This is a genomic window from Roseomonas sp. AR75, from assembly GCF_005222815.1.
Classification (GTDB): domain Bacteria; phylum Pseudomonadota; class Alphaproteobacteria; order Acetobacterales; family Acetobacteraceae; genus Falsiroseomonas.
This window is the reverse complement of the sequence record NZ_STGB01000006.1, coordinates 520,085-536,720: the sequence shown is the minus strand read 5'-3', so window position 1 is coordinate 536,720 and position 16,636 is coordinate 520,085. Positions and strand designations below refer to the sequence as shown.

17 protein-coding genes are annotated in these 16,636 nt (G+C 73.1%); 10 read left to right on the top strand and 7 right to left on the bottom strand.

What is annotated here, in order from left to right:
* Positions 1–97 precede the first annotated feature (97 nt).
* On the bottom strand, positions 98–1,036 hold the full coding sequence (locus tag E4T13_RS30955; RefSeq protein ID WP_170985278.1) for a helix-turn-helix transcriptional regulator: 939 nt from the start codon (positions 1,034–1,036) through the stop codon (positions 98–100).
* Positions 1,037–1,327: 291 nt separating this feature from the next.
* Between E4T13_RS30955 and E4T13_RS27110 the strand changes: the two genes are divergently transcribed.
* The 5 genes from E4T13_RS27110 to E4T13_RS27090 all read left to right on the top strand — a co-directional run bounded on the left by E4T13_RS27110 (position 1,328) and on the right by E4T13_RS27090 (position 6,069).
* On the top strand, positions 1,328–1,567 hold the full coding sequence (locus E4T13_RS27110; protein ID WP_137181460.1) for an acyl carrier protein: 240 nt from the start codon (positions 1,328–1,330) through the stop codon (positions 1,565–1,567).
* A gap of 40 nt (positions 1,568–1,607) precedes the next feature.
* A complete protein-coding gene (gene fabF, locus E4T13_RS27105; protein ID WP_137181459.1) occupies positions 1,608–2,891 on the top strand; it encodes a beta-ketoacyl-ACP synthase II in 1,284 nt (427 codons plus the stop codon).
* A 161-nt stretch (positions 2,892–3,052) separates the two neighbouring features.
* The gene (locus E4T13_RS27100) at positions 3,053–4,120 is read left to right on the top strand and encodes a PEP-CTERM sorting domain-containing protein (protein ID WP_137181458.1); all 1,068 of its coding nucleotides are present in this window, start codon (positions 3,053–3,055) and stop codon (positions 4,118–4,120) included.
* 96 nt (positions 4,121–4,216) lie between these two features.
* The gene (gene mltG / locus E4T13_RS27095; RefSeq protein ID WP_137181457.1) at positions 4,217–5,203 is read left to right on the top strand and encodes an endolytic transglycosylase MltG; all 987 of its coding nucleotides are present in this window, start codon (positions 4,217–4,219) and stop codon (positions 5,201–5,203) included.
* Positions 5,200–6,069 carry a DMT family transporter gene (locus tag E4T13_RS27090; protein WP_137181456.1) on the top strand — a complete coding sequence of 290 codons (870 nt, stop codon included), beginning with the start codon at positions 5,200–5,202 and terminating at the stop codon, positions 6,067–6,069. Before mltG ends, E4T13_RS27090 begins: the two co-directional genes overlap by 4 nt.
* A gap of 223 nt (positions 6,070–6,292) precedes the next feature.
* Here the strand turns inward: E4T13_RS27090 and E4T13_RS27085 are convergent, their stop codons facing one another.
* The gene (locus E4T13_RS27085) at positions 6,293–7,078 is read right to left on the bottom strand and encodes an SDR family NAD(P)-dependent oxidoreductase (RefSeq protein ID WP_240791320.1); all 786 of its coding nucleotides are present in this window, start codon (positions 7,076–7,078) and stop codon (positions 6,293–6,295) included.
* 37 nt (positions 7,079–7,115) lie between these two features.
* On the opposite strand from E4T13_RS27085, the gene E4T13_RS27080 reads away from it, so the two are divergent.
* The 5 genes from E4T13_RS27080 to E4T13_RS27060 all read left to right on the top strand — a co-directional run bounded on the left by E4T13_RS27080 (position 7,116) and on the right by E4T13_RS27060 (position 12,101).
* A complete protein-coding gene (locus tag E4T13_RS27080; RefSeq protein ID WP_240791319.1) occupies positions 7,116–8,018 on the top strand; it encodes a YicC/YloC family endoribonuclease in 903 nt (300 codons plus the stop codon).
* Positions 8,019–8,026: 8 nt separating this feature from the next.
* Positions 8,027–8,647, top strand: coding sequence for a guanylate kinase (gmk, locus tag E4T13_RS27075; protein WP_137181945.1), 621 nt, complete (start codon positions 8,027–8,029; stop codon positions 8,645–8,647).
* 103 nt (positions 8,648–8,750) lie between these two features.
* Positions 8,751–9,683, top strand: coding sequence for an AEC family transporter (locus tag E4T13_RS27070; RefSeq protein ID WP_137181454.1), 933 nt, complete (start codon positions 8,751–8,753; stop codon positions 9,681–9,683).
* Positions 9,680–11,062, top strand: coding sequence for an amidohydrolase family protein (locus tag E4T13_RS27065; protein ID WP_137181453.1), 1,383 nt, complete (start codon positions 9,680–9,682; stop codon positions 11,060–11,062). The genes E4T13_RS27070 and E4T13_RS27065 overlap by 4 nt, the downstream gene beginning before the upstream one ends.
* Before the next feature lie 61 nt (positions 11,063–11,123).
* Positions 11,124–12,101: a tripartite tricarboxylate transporter substrate binding protein gene (locus E4T13_RS27060; protein ID WP_170985277.1), complete on the top strand. Its 978-nt coding sequence runs from the start codon at positions 11,124–11,126 to the stop codon at positions 12,099–12,101.
* A 9-nt stretch (positions 12,102–12,110) separates the two neighbouring features.
* Here E4T13_RS27060 and E4T13_RS27055 read toward each other — a convergent pair whose 3' ends face one another.
* From E4T13_RS27055 to E4T13_RS27035, 5 genes are all read right to left on the bottom strand, one after another.
* On the bottom strand, positions 12,111–13,625 hold the full coding sequence (locus E4T13_RS27055) for an NAD(P)/FAD-dependent oxidoreductase (protein WP_170985276.1): 1,515 nt from the start codon (positions 13,623–13,625) through the stop codon (positions 12,111–12,113).
* A gap of 156 nt (positions 13,626–13,781) precedes the next feature.
* Positions 13,782–14,498 (bottom strand): aquaporin Z, encoded by a 717-nt coding sequence (gene aqpZ, locus E4T13_RS27050; protein ID WP_137181450.1) that lies wholly within the window; start codon positions 14,496–14,498, stop codon positions 13,782–13,784.
* 151 nt (positions 14,499–14,649) lie between these two features.
* Positions 14,650–15,027: a cupin domain-containing protein gene (locus E4T13_RS27045; RefSeq protein WP_137181449.1), complete on the bottom strand. Its 378-nt coding sequence runs from the start codon at positions 15,025–15,027 to the stop codon at positions 14,650–14,652.
* Between the two features lie 27 nt (positions 15,028–15,054).
* Positions 15,055–16,269, bottom strand: a complete 1,215-nt coding sequence (locus E4T13_RS27040) for a DUF6596 domain-containing protein (RefSeq protein ID WP_137181448.1) — start codon at positions 16,267–16,269, stop codon at positions 15,055–15,057.
* Positions 16,266–16,622: a YciI family protein gene (locus tag E4T13_RS27035; protein WP_137181447.1), complete on the bottom strand. Its 357-nt coding sequence runs from the start codon at positions 16,620–16,622 to the stop codon at positions 16,266–16,268. The genes E4T13_RS27040 and E4T13_RS27035 overlap by 4 nt, the downstream gene beginning before the upstream one ends.
* Positions 16,623–16,636: the final 14 nt, after the last annotated feature.

Here is a 16,636-nt window from a genome sequence, read left to right as displayed (position 1 = left end):
CACCGTGCAGAACCCGTTGCGGAAGGTCTGGCAGGCCGCGCGGGAGCCGGAAATCCGCTTTGCGAAGCGGCCTGTCCGCAAAGCGAATCGGCGCGGATCAGCGCCGCCCGCGCGCCAGCGTCTCGGAGGGGGTCTCGCCGAATCGGGCGCGATAGGACGCCGCGAAGCGGCCGAGATGGGTGAAGCCGCAGAGCAGGGCGATGTCCGTCACCGTCGTCGCGGGATCGCCGGCAAGGAGGCGGGCATAGGCGCGTTCCAGCCTGAAGCGGTGCAGGACCGCCCGCGGCGACATGCCCCGGATGCGCTGGAAATCCAGTTGCAGCGCCCGCACCCCGATGCCCGCCGCGCGCGCCACCTCGGCCATCGTCAATTCGTCCCCCGCCCTCGCCTCCATGTAGCCTTCGGCCAGGCGAACCCGGCCTTCGGCCGCGCCTGATCCGGACGCTGGCGTCCCGGCCCCGACCTGGTCCAGCTCGGCCATCAGGTCGAGGATCAGCGCCCCCGCGGCGCGGCGGGTCGTGGGGCGCTTCAGCGCACCGTCCGGCCGGACAAGCTCCCGGGCGAGGTAGTGCAGATAGGCGGTCAGCGCGCGCGCCGCCGGTTCCGCGCCGAGCCGCGGCACGGTCCGGAACGGCGTCTCCGCCGGACCGCCATCGGGGTCGGACCGGCACGGCGTCATCGCGACCAGCGCCCGGAACAGGCCCGATCGCGGCGCCCGCACCTGCGTGGAACGATGGCCGGTGCCGAGCAGAAGGCCGCCGCCCGACCGCGCCTCCAGCCGGCCACGCCCGGCATCCACGCCAAGCCCGCCGGCAAGCGGCACAAGGAAGGTGAGGCGGGCCGGCTCGTCGAGCGCGATGTCATGGCCCACCGACTCGACGATCCCGATGGTGGCCGCGCCGAGCTGGACTGTGCGCACCTCCATGCTGCCCTCGCGCCCCGGCACCAGCCGGAAGGCGTGCACGCGCCCGAACAGCCCGTCCCGGCCGGGATGGCTCTCGCCGGGCCGGACGCGCAGCACGGAGGGCAGGGTCATTACTTGCATCGGCCGGCATTTACGCTACGGCAGCCGGCATCCAGCGTCCAATGGTCCGGAAGGCTGCGGCGCGGGGGGGTGGGGCCGGCGCCCCCGGGAGTTGGACACGACCGCTTGCACATCGCGCGCGCCTAGGCCAAGTGACGCTTCCATGTTAGAGCCGCGCCGCCCCGGCCTCCCGGTCCCGGGCGGCCGCGCCCGCAGGCTCGGCATGGCGTTTCGGACAGCCTACAAGGAACCGCCCCGCACCAGGCGGGCACGGCACGACCGCAGCAGGAGAGACCCCGGTCCATGAGCGACACCGCGGAGAAGGTGAAGAAGATCGTCGTGGAGCACCTCGGCGTGGAAGAGGCGAAGGTCACGCCGGAGGCGTCCTTCATCGACGACCTCGGCGCCGACAGCCTCGACACGGTCGAGCTGGTCATGGCGTTCGAGGAGGCCTTCGGGGTCGAGATCCCGGACGACGCCGCCGAGAAGATCACCACCGTCAAGGACGCGATCGACTACATCGAGAAGCAGAAGGCGGCCTGAGCCGCCCGCTTTCGCACGGCAAGGCAGGGGGAAATCGGGCGTGTTCGGTCATCTTGCGGCGCCCCGGCGCGTCGTTGTCACGGGCATGGGAATCGCCTGCCCGCTCGGGCTCGGCGTGGAGCATGTCTGGAAGCGCATGACGGCCGGTGAATCCGGCCTCGGCGCCATCCAGTCCTTCGATGTCAGCGCGCTGCCATCGAAGGTCGCCGGCCAGGTGCCGCAGGGGCCGAAATCCGAGGGCAAGCTTGACGTCGCGGAGTGGATCCCGGTCAAGGACGTCAAGAAGATGGACCGCTTCATCCAGCTCGCGCTCGTCGCGGCGGAGGAAGCGGTGCAGGACGCCGGCTGGCTGCCGGAGGACGAGGAATCCCGCGTCCGCACCGGCGTGATGATCGGCTCCGGCATCGGCGGGCTGCCGACCATCTACGAGGCGTCGGTGCAGATCTTCCAGGGCAAGACGCGCCGCCTCTCGCCCTTCTTCATCCCCTCCGCGCTCATCAACCTGGCCTCCGGCCATGTCTCGATCCGCTACGGCTTCAAGGGACCGAACCATTCCGTGGTCACGGCCTGCGCCACCGGCGTGCATGCGCTCGGCGACGCGGCCCGGCTGATCGCGCTCGGCGATGCCGACGTGATGGTCGCCGGCGGCGCCGAGGCGGCGGTCAGCGAGATCGGCATGGCCGGCTTCTGCGCCTCCCGCGCGCTTTCCACCGCCTTCAACGACACGCCGACCAAGGCCTCCCGCCCCTGGGACAAGGACCGCGACGGCTTCGTCATGGGCGAGGGCGCGGGCGTGGTGGTGCTCGAGGAATACGAGCACGCGAAGAAGCGCGGCGCGAAGATCTACGCCGAGGTGGTGGGCTACGGCATGTCCGGCGACGCGCACCACATCACCGCGCCAAGCGAGGACGGCGATGGCGCCTATCGCTCGATGCGGGCGGCGCTCGCTTCGGCCGGCGTGCGGCCGGACCAGGTGCAGTACGTGAACGCGCACGGCACCTCCACGCCGATGGGCGACGACATCGAACTGGGCGCGGTCGAGCGGCTCTGGGGCGACGCGGCGAAGGGGCTCGCGATGTCCTCGACCAAGTCGGCCGTCGGCCACCTGCTGGGTGCCGCGGGTGCCGTGGAGGGCATCTTCTCCATCATGGCGATCCGCGACGGCATCGCCCCGCCGACACTCAACCTGGACAATCCCTCTCGCGAGAGCCCGATCGACCGCGTGGCGAATCAGGCGCAGGAGCGGAAGATCGAGGTCGCGCTGTCGAACAGCTTCGGCTTCGGCGGCACCAACGCCAGCATCGTGTTCCGCCGCGCCGCGTAGCGCGGCTTTCTTACGCTGTCGCGCGCGGCGTGCGCCGCGCGCGTGATGGCCGCCAGCGCCCGGCGTCGACGTGCAACCGCAGGCTGCTTGTCGCGCTCTCGCAACGGCATCTAGTGTCATGCCCGCATCGGGTCTGCCGGACCCGGACCGGGAGACATTGCATGCGCATCCTGCATGGCCTGGCGGCCGTGGGCCTGCTGGTACCTGCTGTCCTCATCGCGGCTGGGCGGGCCGAAGCAGGGCCGGTCAATTACTGCGTCGGAGGCCCGATCAACGTGGGCTTCACCTACACCGGCGCCATGCAGTCCTGCACCATCCCCTACGCCGGGACCTACCGCCTCATTGCCTATGGCGCGGATGGCGGAGACGGTTCGATCGAAGGTCCACCCACGGATATCTACCCCGGCGGGAAAGGCGCGGTGATCGCCGGCCGGTTTCTCCTTGAAGCAGGCGACGTCCTGACGATCCTCGTCGGCGGCCGAGGCCAGTCGGTGCCGCCGCAGCCCGGCACGGCGATCCCCTTTGCCGGCGGTGGGGGCGGCGGCAGCTTCATCGTGCTGCAGCGCGGCGGAGGCGGTCCCGTGCCGCTGTTGATCGCGGGCGGCGGCAGCGGCGGACCAAGCGAGTTCGGAGGCCAGGACGGACGCGCCGTGGAGGACAGTCCCGGCGTCCCGAGCGGCGCAGGGAAGCAGGATGGCGCCGGTGCCGGCGGTACGGCCGGCACCGGCGGGGGCGGCGCGACGGCAGCCGGCGGCGGCGCCGGCGGGGGTGGATTCTCCGGCGACGGCGGCAACGGGCCGACCTCCACGGGCGGGCTGAGCTTCCTCAACGGCGGCGCCGGCGGGACACCGGGCGGACCGGGCGGCTGCATCGGCGCAGCCGGCGGCTTCGGCGGCGGCGGCGCCGGCGCCTGCAGCTTCATCGACGGCGCCGGCAGTGGCGGGGGCGGCGGCTACAGCGGCGGCGGCGGCGGCGGGCAGGGCAACTTCCTGTCCTCCGACGGCGGCGCCGGTGGCGGGGGCAGTTCGTGGTACAACCCGCAATTCGCGCTGGATTTCTTCGCGACGGCGGGCGGCAATATCTTCGGCGATGGGCAGATCCAGATCCAGTGGCTCACCGACGAGAACGGCAACCCTGTCGGCGTGCCGGAGCCGGGCTCGCTCGTCCTGCTGGCCACCGGTGTCCTGCTTCTCGCGCAGCGCCGACGGCACCCGCGCAAGGCAGGCTGACGCAGGCCAGGCCGGCGAGCGGACGACCACACGTTACACGAAGCGGCGCCGGCGCCCCTTGCCACCCGGCGCCGCGACGGCCAGAGGACAGGGCGCATGCGTCGCCTTTCCTCCGTCCTCGTCATCCTCCTCCTGTTGCTTGCCGGCCTCGGCGCAGGCGGCTGGTGGTTTGCGCAGCGCGCCTATGTCGCGCCCGGACCGCTGGCCGAGCCGACGCAGATGGTGGTGCCGCGGGGCGGGCTGACGGCCATCGCCGGCGCGCTGGCCGAGCGCGGCGTGATCGCGGACCAGCGTGAATTCCTCGTCGCTGCCTGGGCGACGCGAAGCCAGGGCGCGCTGCGCGCCGCGGAGTTCGTCTTCCCCGCCGGCGCCAGCCTGCAGGAGGTGCTGGCGGTGCTGCGCACCGCCCGCCCCGTGCAGCGCCGCCTGACCATCCCCGAGGGCCTCACCGTCGGCCAGATCACCGCCATCCTGGAGCGCGCCGAGGGGCTGACCGGCGCCATGCCGCGCTTCGACGAAGGCCAGATCCTGCCGGAGACCTACGCCTATCAGTGGGGCGATTCGCGCGCCGCGGTCGTCCGCCGCGCCGACCAGGCGATGGATGCGGCGCTGGCCGAGCTCTGGGCGGCGCGGCAGCCCAACCTGCCGCTGGTGACGCCGCGCCAGGCGGTGATCCTGGCCTCCATCGTGGAACGCGAGACCGGCAAGGCGGAGGAGCGCGGCAAGGTCGCCGGCGTCTTCATCAACCGGCTGCGGCGGGGCATGCCGCTGCAATCCGACCCCACCGTCGCCTATGCCGCCGCCGATGGCGGCGTGCTGGACCGGCCGCTGACCCGTGCCGACCTCGACCGCGACCACCCCTTCAACACCTATCGCACCCGCGGCCTGCCGCCCGGCCCGATCGCCAGCCCAGGCCGCGATGCGCTGCGCGCCGTGCTGAACCCAGAGGACACGGAGTTCCTGTATTTCGTCGCCGATGGCAGCGGCGGCCATGCCTTCGCGCGCACGCTGGACGACCACAACCGCAACGTCGCCCGCTGGCGCGAGATCGAGCGGCAGAGGAACGCCGGCGGCACGCGATGACCCTGACGGGTCCGGCGCTCTGGTGGCGGCTTCTCGTCATCGGGGGGCTCTGGGGGTCGTCCTTCCCGCTGCTGCGCATGGTGGCGATGGACATGTCGCCTCTGGCGCTGGCCGCGCTGCGCGGGCTGTTCGCGGCGGCCGGCGTGCTGGCCTTCCTGCTGGTCACACGACAGCTCGGCGGGCGGCTGCGGCTGCGGGACTGGCTGCTGCTCGGCACGACGAATGGCTGGGTCCCGAATCTCCTCACCGCCTATGCGCTCGGCCGGATCGAGGCGGCGCCGGCCGCGCTGATCCATGCCGCGACGCCGCTGATCGTGGCGCTGCTGACCGTGGCGCTGCTGCGGGAGGAACGGCCGGGGCGGCGCGCCGTGGCAGGGCTGCTGGTGGGCTTCGCCGGCATTGCCGTGCTGCTGGGGCCGGACGCGCTGGCGGGCCGCGCCTCCTTCACCGGCGGGCTGATGGTGCTGCTCTCCGGCTTCTCCTACGCGCTGGGTACGATCTATGCGCGGCGGGTGCGGCCCGAATCGCCCGCGCAGCTTGCCCTGGGGCAGCAGCTGGTCTCCGGCGGCGCGGCGCTGCTGATCTCGCTGCCCCTGGCCCCGGCCGGCGCCTATGCCGTGCCCGTGGAGACGCTGCTGGTGATCGCGCTGCTCGGCATCTTCGCCTCGGCCGTGCCGCTGACCATGTTCCTGAGCCTGCTGGCGCGGGCGCGCGTCACCGACGCCTCCATGGTCGGCTACCTGCAGCCCCCCTTCGCGGCGGCCGTCGGCGCGCTGCTGCTGGGCGAGATGCCCTCGGCGCTAGTGCTGACAGGCGGCGCGATCGTGCTGGCCGGCGTGTGGCTGGCGACGACGCGAGCGCGGTAGCTGTGGCGGGAGGGGCCTTGCCCCTCCCGGACCCTCCCCACCAAGGGGCAGTGGCCCCTTGGAACCCTTGAGTTCATGGGTTGGAGAGGGAGGGGGCCGCACGACCGCATGGCCCTGAGCGCGTGCCCGCCCCCTCCCTCTCCAACCCATTGAAGGCAGGTCCAGGAGCCTCAGGCTCCTGGCGGGTGGGGCTCGGGGAGGGCAGCGCCCTCCCCGCTCCCGCTCACTCCGCCACGCGCTTCGCCGGCACCCCGCTGAACAGCGCGTTCCGCAGCCCCGGCGGCAGCGCGCCGACGAGTCGCGCCGCCAGGTAGAGCGGCAGCGGGTAGGCCACGCGGAGGCGGCCGCGGGCGATGCCGCGCAGCGTGCGGCGCGCGGCCTCCTCCGCATCCATCAGGAACGGCATGGGGAAGTCGTTCTTCGCCGTCATCGGCGTGCGGATGTAGCCGGGGCAGACCGCGTGCAGGCGCACGCCGCGCAGGCGTTCCGCGCCGTCCAGCGCCTCCGCCCAGCGCTGCACCGCGGATTTGGAGGCGCAATAGGCCGGCGCGCCGGGCGCGGCGACGAAGGCGGCGATGGAGGCGATCACGGCGACCCTCCCGCGCACGCCGTCGGCGCCGGCAGGCTGGGCGGCCATGGCCTCGATCGCCGGCAGCGCGGTGTTCAGCACGCCCGTGACGTTGGTGGCGAAGATCCGCTGCGCCTGCGCCGCGGGCTCCGTCACGCCGCCGGTGCCGCCGGAGATGCCGGCATTGGCGATCACCAGGTCGAGCCGTCCGCAGGCGCGGAGCCAGGCCTCGGTGGCGGCGGCGTCGGTGACGTCCAGCACGGCGTCCCGCACCGTCGCGCCGCGCGCCCGGCAGGTATCGGCGGCCGCCGCCAGCCGCGCCGCGTCGCGGCCGGAAAGATGCAGGGTGACGCCCGGCGCGGCGCAGGTCTCCGCCAAGGCCCGGCCCAGGCCGGACGACGCCCCGGTGATCGCCACATCGGTCCACGGCCACGCTGCCACGCTTGCCCTCCTGCCCGCCTCGGAGGACAACCCGCGCATGAGCACGCTCGCCTCCATGACCGGCTTCGCCCGCGAAAGCGGCACGCTGCCGGACGGCACCTCCTTCGTCTGGGAGGTGCGGAGCGTCAACGGGCGGGGGCTGGACCTGCGGCTGCGCGTGCCGAACGGTCTGGACGCGCTGGAAGCGCCGCTGCGGGAGGCCGCGGGCAAGCGGCTGAAGCGCGGCAATGTCTCCGCCACGCTGACGCTGAAGCGCGAGGAACGCGCGCCGCGCCTCACCCCCGATCCGGCCGCGCTGGACCAGGCCATCGCCCTGGCGCAGGCGGTCGCCCAGCGCCTCGGCGCGCCGCCACCGCGCGCCGAGGCGATCCTGGCCCTGCCCGGCGTGCTGCGCGCCGAGATCGCCGAGCCGGACGAGGCGGTGGAGGAGGCGAAGCGCGCGACCATGCTCGCCGCCTTCGACACCGCGCTGGCCGCGCTGGCGGCGTCCCGCGCGCGGGAAGGCGCGCAACTCGCGAAAATTCTCGGCGTGCTGCTGGACGAGATCGAGGCGCTGCGCGTGCAGGCCGCCGGCGAGGCCGCGAATCAGCCGGAGGCGCAGCGCCAGCGCCTGATGGAGAATCTCGCGAAGATCCTGGGTGAAGGCGAGGTGCGCGCACGCATCCCGGAGGAACGCCTGGCGCAGGAAGTGGCGCTGCTGGCGCAACGCTCCGATGTGCGGGAGGAGCTGGACCGGCTGGCCGCGCATGTCGCGGAGGCGCGGCGGCTGCTCGGCGCCGGCGATGCGGTGGGGCGCAAGCTGGAGTTCCTGACGCAGGAATTCGTGCGCGAGGCCAACACGCTGTGCTCGAAAAGCGCGAGCGTCGGGCTGACGCGGCTGGGGCTGGAGCTGAAGGCCGCAATCGAGCGGCTGCGCGAGCAGTCGGCAAACGTCGAGTGAGCAGCGCGATGCAGCGTCGCGGCGTGTGCCTGGTGCTGTCCTCGGCGCCGGGCGTCGGCAAGACCAGCGTGTCGCGCGCGCTGCTGGAGATGGAGCCAGACCTGTCGCTGTCGATCAGCGCGACGACGCGCGCTCGGCGGCCCGGTGAGCTGGACGGCGTGCATTATTTCTTCCGCTCGGAAGCGGAGTTCGACGCGATGGTGGAGCGCGGCGAGCTGTTGGAATACGCGCGCTTCCTCGATCGGTCCTACGGCACGCCGCGCGGCCCGGTGGAGCAGGCGCTGGCGGAAGGCCGCGACGTGCTGTTCGACATCGAGTGGCAAGGCCATCGGCAGTTGCGCGAAAGGCTCCCCGGCGACGTGGTCGGCATCCATCTGCTGCCGCCTTCCCTGGCGGAGCTGGAACGACGGCTGCGCGGGCGTGCGCAGGAGAGCGAGGCGGAGATCGCGCGGCGGCTCGACATCGCCCGCACGGAGATCGCGCATTGGGCCGATTTCGACCATGTGCTGGTGAACCGTGACTTCGACCGGACGGTCGCGGAGGTGCGCGCGATCCTGCACGCCTCCCGCAGCACGCGCGCGCGGCAGCCCTGGGTGCCGGGGTTCGTGGAGGGGTTGCTGGCGCGGTGAGCGGGTTCGGGGGGCCTTTCGTTCAAGCGGCGACGCCCCATCGGCACGCCCCCCTCACCCAACCCTCTCCCCCCTTCGGGTGGAGAGGACTTTTCATCACCCCATGACCGAACTCCTCGAGATCGTCACGCCGGTCTTCGCGCTGATCGCGCTCGGTTACGTCGCGGCCTGGCGGAAGATCCTGGACGACGCGGCATTCAAGGGCATGACGCTCTTCGTCTTCGGCCTCGCCGCGCCCGCGCTGCTGTTCTCCGGCGGCACAAGGCCGCATGAGGGCGGCGGCGGCGCGGCGGTGGCGCTGCTCGGCGTCTCCGTCGTCTTCTTCTTCGCGCTGATCCCGCTCGCACAGCGCATGCTGAAGCTGACGATGGCGGAAGCCGCGGTGTTCGGACTGTCCTGCGTGTTCGGCAATTCCGTGATGATGGGCGTGCCGATCATCCTCTCGGCATACGGACAGGCCGGCGTGCCGCCGATGCTGGCGATCCTCGGCCTGCAGACCGTCATCGTGCTGGGCATGGCGACGATGATGATCGAGGTCGGGCTGAACGCCACCGCGCCCTGGCGCCGGCTGGTGAAGGCGACGCTGCTGGGCATGGCACGCAATCCCGTGGTGCTGGCCGTCTTCGCCGCGCTCGCCTGGAACCTGCTTGGGCTGCCCGTTCCGCCGGTGCTGCGGCGCACGCTCGATTTCCTCGGCGGCGCCGCGCCGCCGATGGCGCTGTTCTGCCTCGGCGGCGGACTCGCCGGCATCGCGGCCAGCGCGGTCTTGAAGGAGACAGCGGCCATCGTCATCGCCAAGCTCTTCGTGCTGCCGGCGCTGGTCTTCGCGGCGGGCCTGCTGCTCGGCCTCGCGCCGATCGACATGGCGGTCGCGGTCACGATGGCGGCGCTGCCCACCGGCGCCAACGCCTTCATCCTGGCGCGCCGCTACGCCACCGGCGCCGACCGCTCCGGCAGCGCCGTGGTGGTCTCCACCGCGTTGTCCGTGCTGACCATCTCCGCGCTGATCGCGCATTTCCGGGGGACGCTGCCGTGACGCTGGTGATCGAGCCGGGCTGGGTGTGGGACGCGGAGCATGGCTTGCGCCGCGGCGTGCATGTGATCGTGCGCGACGGCGCCATTGCCGATGTCGTCACCGAACGTCCGACGCTCGATGCCGAGCGCATCGCCGCACCGGATGCGCTTCTGCTGCCCGGCCTGATCAACCTGCACAACCACGCACTGTCGGGGCCGCTGTTCCGGGGCCTGGCGGACGACATCGCGCCGGGCGACCTGCCGGGCCACATCGTCTTCTCCCTGCTGATGCCGCTCGGCGACGTCGCGGCGGCGGTGATGACGGAGGAGGAGATCGGCGACGCCGCGGAGATGGCGCTGCTGGAAGGGCTGCGCTGCGGCATGACCGGCCTGCTGGACGTGTATCGCGTGGCGCAGTGGCCGTTCATCGAACGCGCGAAGCGGCTCGGCCTGCGCTCCTGGTCCTGCCCCTACACCTTCAGCGAGACGGTCGGCATGACCGCGGACGGCAAGGCGACCTACACGACGGCGCGCGAAACGGGCTTCGAGGCGACGCTCGCGCTGTTCGACCGCTTCGACGAGGGCCCGCGCGGCGTCACGCGCGTGGGCTTCGGCCCGCACGGCCCGGATTCCAACACGCCGGAACTGCTGCGCCGCATCAACGAAGCGGCGCGGGCACGGCAGACCATCGTCTCCATCCACGCCGCGCAGAACCTCATCGAGATCGCCCGCGTGAAGGAGCAATACGGCAAGGGCTCCATCGACCATCTGCGCGACCTCGGGCTGCTGCGGCCGGGCGTGGTGCTGGCGCATGGGATGTTCGCGACGGACGAGGAGTTCTCGACCATCGCGCAGGAAGGCGCCGCGCTGGCCTCCTGCCCGCTCGCCTTCGCGCGCTCCGGCCGATTCGTGCCGCTGGCGCGGATGGAGAAGGCGGGGCTGCGCCTGGGGATCGGCACGGATGGCGTGACGCTCGACATGCTGCACGAGATCCGCACGGCATCGATCTTCGCAAAGGTGCAGTCGGGCGCGCCGCATGGCCTGGCCGCACCGCGCATCCTGCGCGCGGCGACGCGCGATTCGGCGCTGGCGCTGCAGCGCGACGATCTCGGCCTGATCGCGAAGGGCCAGCGCGCGGACCTGGTGATGTTCGACCTCTCCTCCTCGCGCTACCAGCCGGTGTGGGATCCGTTGAAGGCGCTGATCACCAATGGCAGCGCGGCGGACCTGGTGCTGTCGATGGTGGAGGGGCGCATGCTGCTGCGCGGCGGCCAAGTGATGACGGCCGATGCCGCCAGCGTCACGCGCCGCGGGCGCGCCGCCATCACGCGGGTGTGGGAGGAAGCGGCGCGGCGCGGCGCCATCCCCGCCGGCATCGCCGCGCGCGGTCCCTTCGGTTGAGCTTTCCGATCCGGCCGGGCCCAGCCTAGGCTGGGGCGGACAACTGCCGGAGAAGAACCCGATGCCCCGCCTTGCCCGCCGCACGCTGCTGCTCGCCACCCTCGCGACACCCGCGCTGGCGCAGCAGCAGCGCCGCCCGCTGCGCATCGTCGTGCCCTTCCCTCCCGGCGGCGGCGTGGACAGCATGGGGCGCGCTCTGGCGGACCGGCTGATGCCGGTGCTGGACCAGCAGGTGATCGTGGAGAACCGCAGCGGCGGCGGCGGGCTGATCGGCGCGGATGCCGTCGCCAAGGCGCCGGCGGACGGCACGACCATCGGCATCATCGGCGCCGCCACGCTCTGCGCCGCGCCCTTCCTGCAGCCCTCGATGCCCTTCGACGTGGCGCGCGACCTGCGCGCGGTCACCCAGATCACCGACAGCGCGGTGCTGCTGGCGGCGAATGCGCAGATCGCGCAGCAGCGCGGCTGGACCAGCCTGGCGGCGCTGCTGGACTGGGCGCGCGCCAATCCCGGCGGCTTCCGCGTGGCGCATGCCGGCGCGGGCACGGTGACGCATCTCGCGATGTCGGCGCTGGTGGCGCAGTCGCGCGCGGACCTCACGCTGGTGCCGTATCGCGGCGGCGCGCAGGCGGCGACGGACCTGATCGCCGGCACGATCGAGGGCAGCGCCGACCTGCCCGCCACGCTGATCCCGCAGGCCACCGCGGGCCGCGTGAAGCTTCTTGGTGCGACCTCCGGCCGGCGCATGGCGCTGCTGCCGGACGTGCCCGCCTTCGCCGAGACGCCGGGCCTCGAGGGCTTCGACATCCGCTCCTGGAACGCGATCATGTTGCCGGCCGCGACGCCGGAGGTCGAGGTGGTGCGGCTGCACGCCGCGATCCGCCGCGTCGGCAGCGCGCCCGATTTCGTCGCGGCCTTGCGCCCCTTCGGCTACGACGCCGTTGTCAGCGAGACGCCCGCCGCCGCCGTCCAGCTCATCCGCGACGAGACGCCGCGCTGGCAGCGCCTGGTGCAGATTTCCGGCGCCAAGGTGGAGTGAAGGCAGCAGTCACGCCAGCACCCGCGCCACCGCTTCCGCGGCGGCGCGCCCCGACTGCGCGGCGCCGTCCATGTAGCCGGAGTGTTCCGCCGTGTGCTCGCCCGCGAAGATCACGCGATCCACCGGATCGAAGGCGTTGGCGAAGCCCATCCATTGCCCCGGCCCGAAGCAGGAATAGCTGCCGCCGACATAGGGGTTGCCGGGCCAGTTCATCCGGCTGGTGCGGCCGTTGAAGGCGACGGCCGCGCCGGGCAGCGCGGCGTCCACCGCCATGATTGCCGCCCGCGCGCGGTCCGGTGCGCGGCCCTGGCCGAAGCCCGCCCCAACGCGACCGCCGGCGAAGATCGTCATTGCGCCGGCGCCGGTGCCGGGGCGGCCGTGATCCTCCCACACCGTCTGCATGCCGAGGTCGCTCAGGCATTCGCCGCTGCGCCCCTGCGCGCGCCAGGGCCGCGCCGTCAGCCCGGCGAAGAGCTTCGCGTTCGTGCCGTAGCCCAGCTCCGCGATGGCGCGGCGGGTCAGCGGCGGCGCGTCGATGTCGAGGCGCACGCTCCGTAGGATCGTCGCCGGCAGCGCCAGCACGACGATGTCGGCGGTCACCTCGCGCGACGTGCCGCGGTCGAAGCTCAGGACGTAGCCGCTGCCGCGGCGGCGCAGCGCGACCAGGCGGTGGCCGGGGCGGATGCGGCCACCGACCTTCGCCGCGATGGCGGCCGGCAGCCGGTCGTTGCCGCCTTCGATCTGGAAGCGCTGGTCGGAGGAGAACAGGCCGCGCTGCGGCCGCGCGGGGTCCGGCGCGAAATACTCCACGAGGTACAGCGCCGACATGCGGTCGGGCTCCAGCCCCATTTCCTGCGTCAGGCCGATGTCGAGCAGGCTGCGCAGCCAGCCGGAGACGCCAAACTCATCCAGCAGCGCGGCGGCGGAACGCTGGTCGAGTTCGGCCTTCGCCGCCTCCGGCAGGGCGCGCATCGCCTCCAGCCGCGGCAGGAAGGCAGCAGATTCGGCGGCGATCTCGGCAAGCGTGCGATGGGCGCCCGCGAAGAAGAAGGTGCCGAGCAGCGGCGGGCCGGCCTCCGCCGCGCCATCCTCCAGCGGCAGGCCGAATTCGCGGGCAAGCGCCAGCATGTCCGCATGCTCGCCATTGATGAAGCTGCCGCCGAGTTCGACGACGGTCCCCTCCCCCACCACGCCGCGGCCCGAGAGGATGCGCCCGCCGATGCGGGTATTCGCTTCGTAGAGGGTGACGTTGCCGCCGGCCTCGGCCAGGTGATGCGCCGCGACCAAGCCGGCGAGGCCCGCACCCACCACCGCGATGCGCGCATCGCGCCGCGCGATGCGGATCTCCGCGCGGGCGGGGAGCGCAGGCGCAAGCAGCGCGACCGCAGCGCCGCCGAGCAGGCGACGACGGCCGAAGCGTGCCGGATCGGCAAGCTCGTCGAGCGGCGGCGCCGAGGGCGCCCGCGCCGCAGCCGCCAAGGTCACGGCGTGGCGAAGCGCGGCGAAGAGCGGCGTGCGCGACATCCTGGCGTCCCCCATGCGCCGGCCTTCGCGGGCCGGACGTGTCGGTTCCGCCAGCCTAGCCTGCTGGGACGCCCAATTGGAAAGCGCCATTGCGGCGGGTCACGCCGGAGCGTGCCCGCCGCGTCACGCGGAAGCGTGCTGGTCGATGGCGCGCCGTCAGCGCGCGCGGTCGCCCTCGATGATCGCGCCCGGCGCCTCGTCATGCAGCCAGCGCGCGGCGAGGCCGGCCAGCACCGCGCCGGCGATCGGCGCCAGCCAGAACAGCCAGAGCTGCGCAATGGCCGTGCCGCCGGAGAACAGCGCCGGGCCGGTGCTGCGCGCCGGGTTCACGCTCGTGTTGGTCACCGGGATCGAGATCAGGTGGATGAGCGTGAGGCCGAGGCCGATGGCGATCGGCGCGAAGCCGGCGGGCGCCTTGCCGTGCGTCGAGCCGATGATGATGAACAGGAAGAAGAAGGTCATCACCACTTCGGTGACCAGGCCGGAAAACAGGCCGTACTGGCCCGGCGAAGCCGAGCCGTAGCCGTTCGCCGCCAGCCCGCCCGTAAAGCCGGGGGCGCCGGAGGCGATGATGTAGAGCAGCAGGGCCCCGAGGATCGCGCCGACCACCTGCGCGCCGATGTAGCCGGGCGCATCGCTGGCCCTGAAGCGACCGGCCGCGACCAGGCCCAGCGTGACCGCGGGGTTGAGGTGGCAGCCCGACACATGGCCGATGGCGTAGGCCATGGTCAGGACCGTCAGGCCGAAGGCCAGCGAGACCCCGACCAGGCCGATGCCGACTTCCGGGAATTTCGCGGCCAGCACGGCGCTGCCGCAGCCACCGAGCACGAGCCAGAGCGTGCCAAGGCACTCCGCCACGAGTTTGCGCTGCATGGATGTCCCCACCTTCGGATGCACCGATCGCCAGGGGCATCCTAGGCGCTTCGGGAGCACGGTTCCCGCCGCTCGCGGGATGTTGTCTCGGCGCGCAGTCGTAACCGCAGCAGCGGCAACGTCAAGCCATCGGACGCCGGACATCAGCCCGTCATGGCGCGCTGACCTCGGCGGTCGCGAACTCGGCGGGGCCGGTGATCTCAAGCAGCTCGAGGTCGTCCGAATGGGCGATCTCGCGATGGCGGATGCGCGGCGGCTGGTAGCAGGAATCGCCGGCGCGGAAGGTCTTCTCGCCGACGTCCTCGTATTCGAAGCGCACCCAGCCCTTCAGCACAAAGAACATCTGGAAGGCGAGGTCATGGGTGTGCCACTGGCCCGTGGCATGCGCGCCCGGCACGGCGCGGATGACATGCGCGCCATAGGCGCCTTCCGTCGCGCCGCGGATGCCGAGGTCGCGGTATTCGAAGAAGGCGCGCAGCCCGCGTTCGAAGCTGGCATCGGCGGCATGGCTCGTCGTGGTGCGCGGCATCCCGTCCTCCCTGGGTTCCGCCGCATCCTAGGCCGGCGGCGCCTCGGTGCGCAGCAGGAAGGCGCGGATCGCGGGGTCCGTGGCGAGGCCCGCCGCACGCTGCCGCGCCGCCTCCGCCACTGCCGCCTCGCCGGCGCGCGCGGCCAGCGCGGCGACCGCCGCCCAATAGGGCTGGTATTCCGCCAGCCGCGCGTCGGCGCCGGCAGCGCGCAGCGCCGCCAGGCCCGCCGCCGCGCCCTCGGTCTCCGCCACTGCCACGGCGCGGTTCACCGCGACCACCGGCGAGCCCGTCGCGACGAGCAGCGCGTCATAGAGCAGGCGGATCGCCGGCCAGTCCGTCCGCCCCGTCACGCGCCGCGCCGCATGCACGGACTGCACCGCGGCCTCCCACTGGTAGCGGCCGTGCCGGCCGAGCGCCGATGCCTGGCGCAGCAGGCGCTCGGCCTCGGCCTGCATCGGCAGGTTCCACCGCGCGGTGTCATGGGCGGAGAGCGGCACGTAGCGTCCTTCGGCATCGCGCGCGGCCGGACGGCGCGCCTCCAGATGCAGCAGCAGCGCGGCGAGGCCCGCCGCTTCCGCCTCCTCCGGTGCCAGCGCGGCACAGAGCCGGGCGAGCCAGGCCGCCTCGGCCGCCAGCGCGCTGCCATCCGCGGCGTCGTTCCCGCCGGCGGTGTAGGCGGCATAGATCGCCTCCAGCACCGGCGCGAGCCGCGTCGCCAGCGCATCCCGTCCCGGCAGGCCGAAGCGGGCGCCATCCTCCGCGATGCGCCGCTTGGCCCGCACCAGGCGCTGCGACATGGCGGCCGGCGCCACCAGGAAGGCCGAGGCGATGCGCGCCGCGTCCAGGCCCAGCACGCATTGCAGCATCAGCGGCGCGCGCGCTGCTGGCTCCACCTCGGGCGCCGCGCAGGCGAGCAGCAGGGCGAGGCGATGGTCGGGGATCGCCTCCTCCTCCTCGGCACTGCCGGCCAGCGCCGCGCGGCGGCGCAGCTCCGGGGCGGCGGCGCCCGCCGTGGCGCGGCGGCGATGGCCGTCCGCGAGCTTCCGCCGCGCGGCGGTGAGCAGCCAAGCCTCCGGCTTCTCCGGTACGCCGCGCGCCGGCCAATGCGCCAGCGCGGCGGCGAAGGCCTCGGCCAGCGCGTCCTCGGCCTCGGCCAGCGGCGTACCGCGCGCGAGGAGGAAGGCGAGCAGCCGCCCATACCCCTCCCGCGCGACGGCCTCCGCGACGGAGGCCGCGTTCAATCGCCGGGACCCCGGCGCACGCCGCGCACCTCGACGATGCCATGCGCGGCGCCGGGACAGCGCGCGGCCCAGCGCAGCGCCGATGCCATGTCCTCCACCTCGATCAGGTAGTAGCCGCCGAGCTGCTCGCGGGTCTCGGCATAGGGGCCGTCCAGCACCTGCGGCGCGCCCGCCGCAAGCCGCACGGTGTGCGCCGTGGCGGCGGCTTCCAGCGGCGCGCCGGCGAGGAAGGCGCCGGCGGCCTTCAACGCCTCGGTATAGGCGCCATAGGCCTGCCACATGGTGGCGAGATCCGCCTCGCTCACCGTCTTCATGCCGTCGGGGTCGCTGTAGATCAGCAGCATCGCCTGCATCGTCGTCTCTCCTG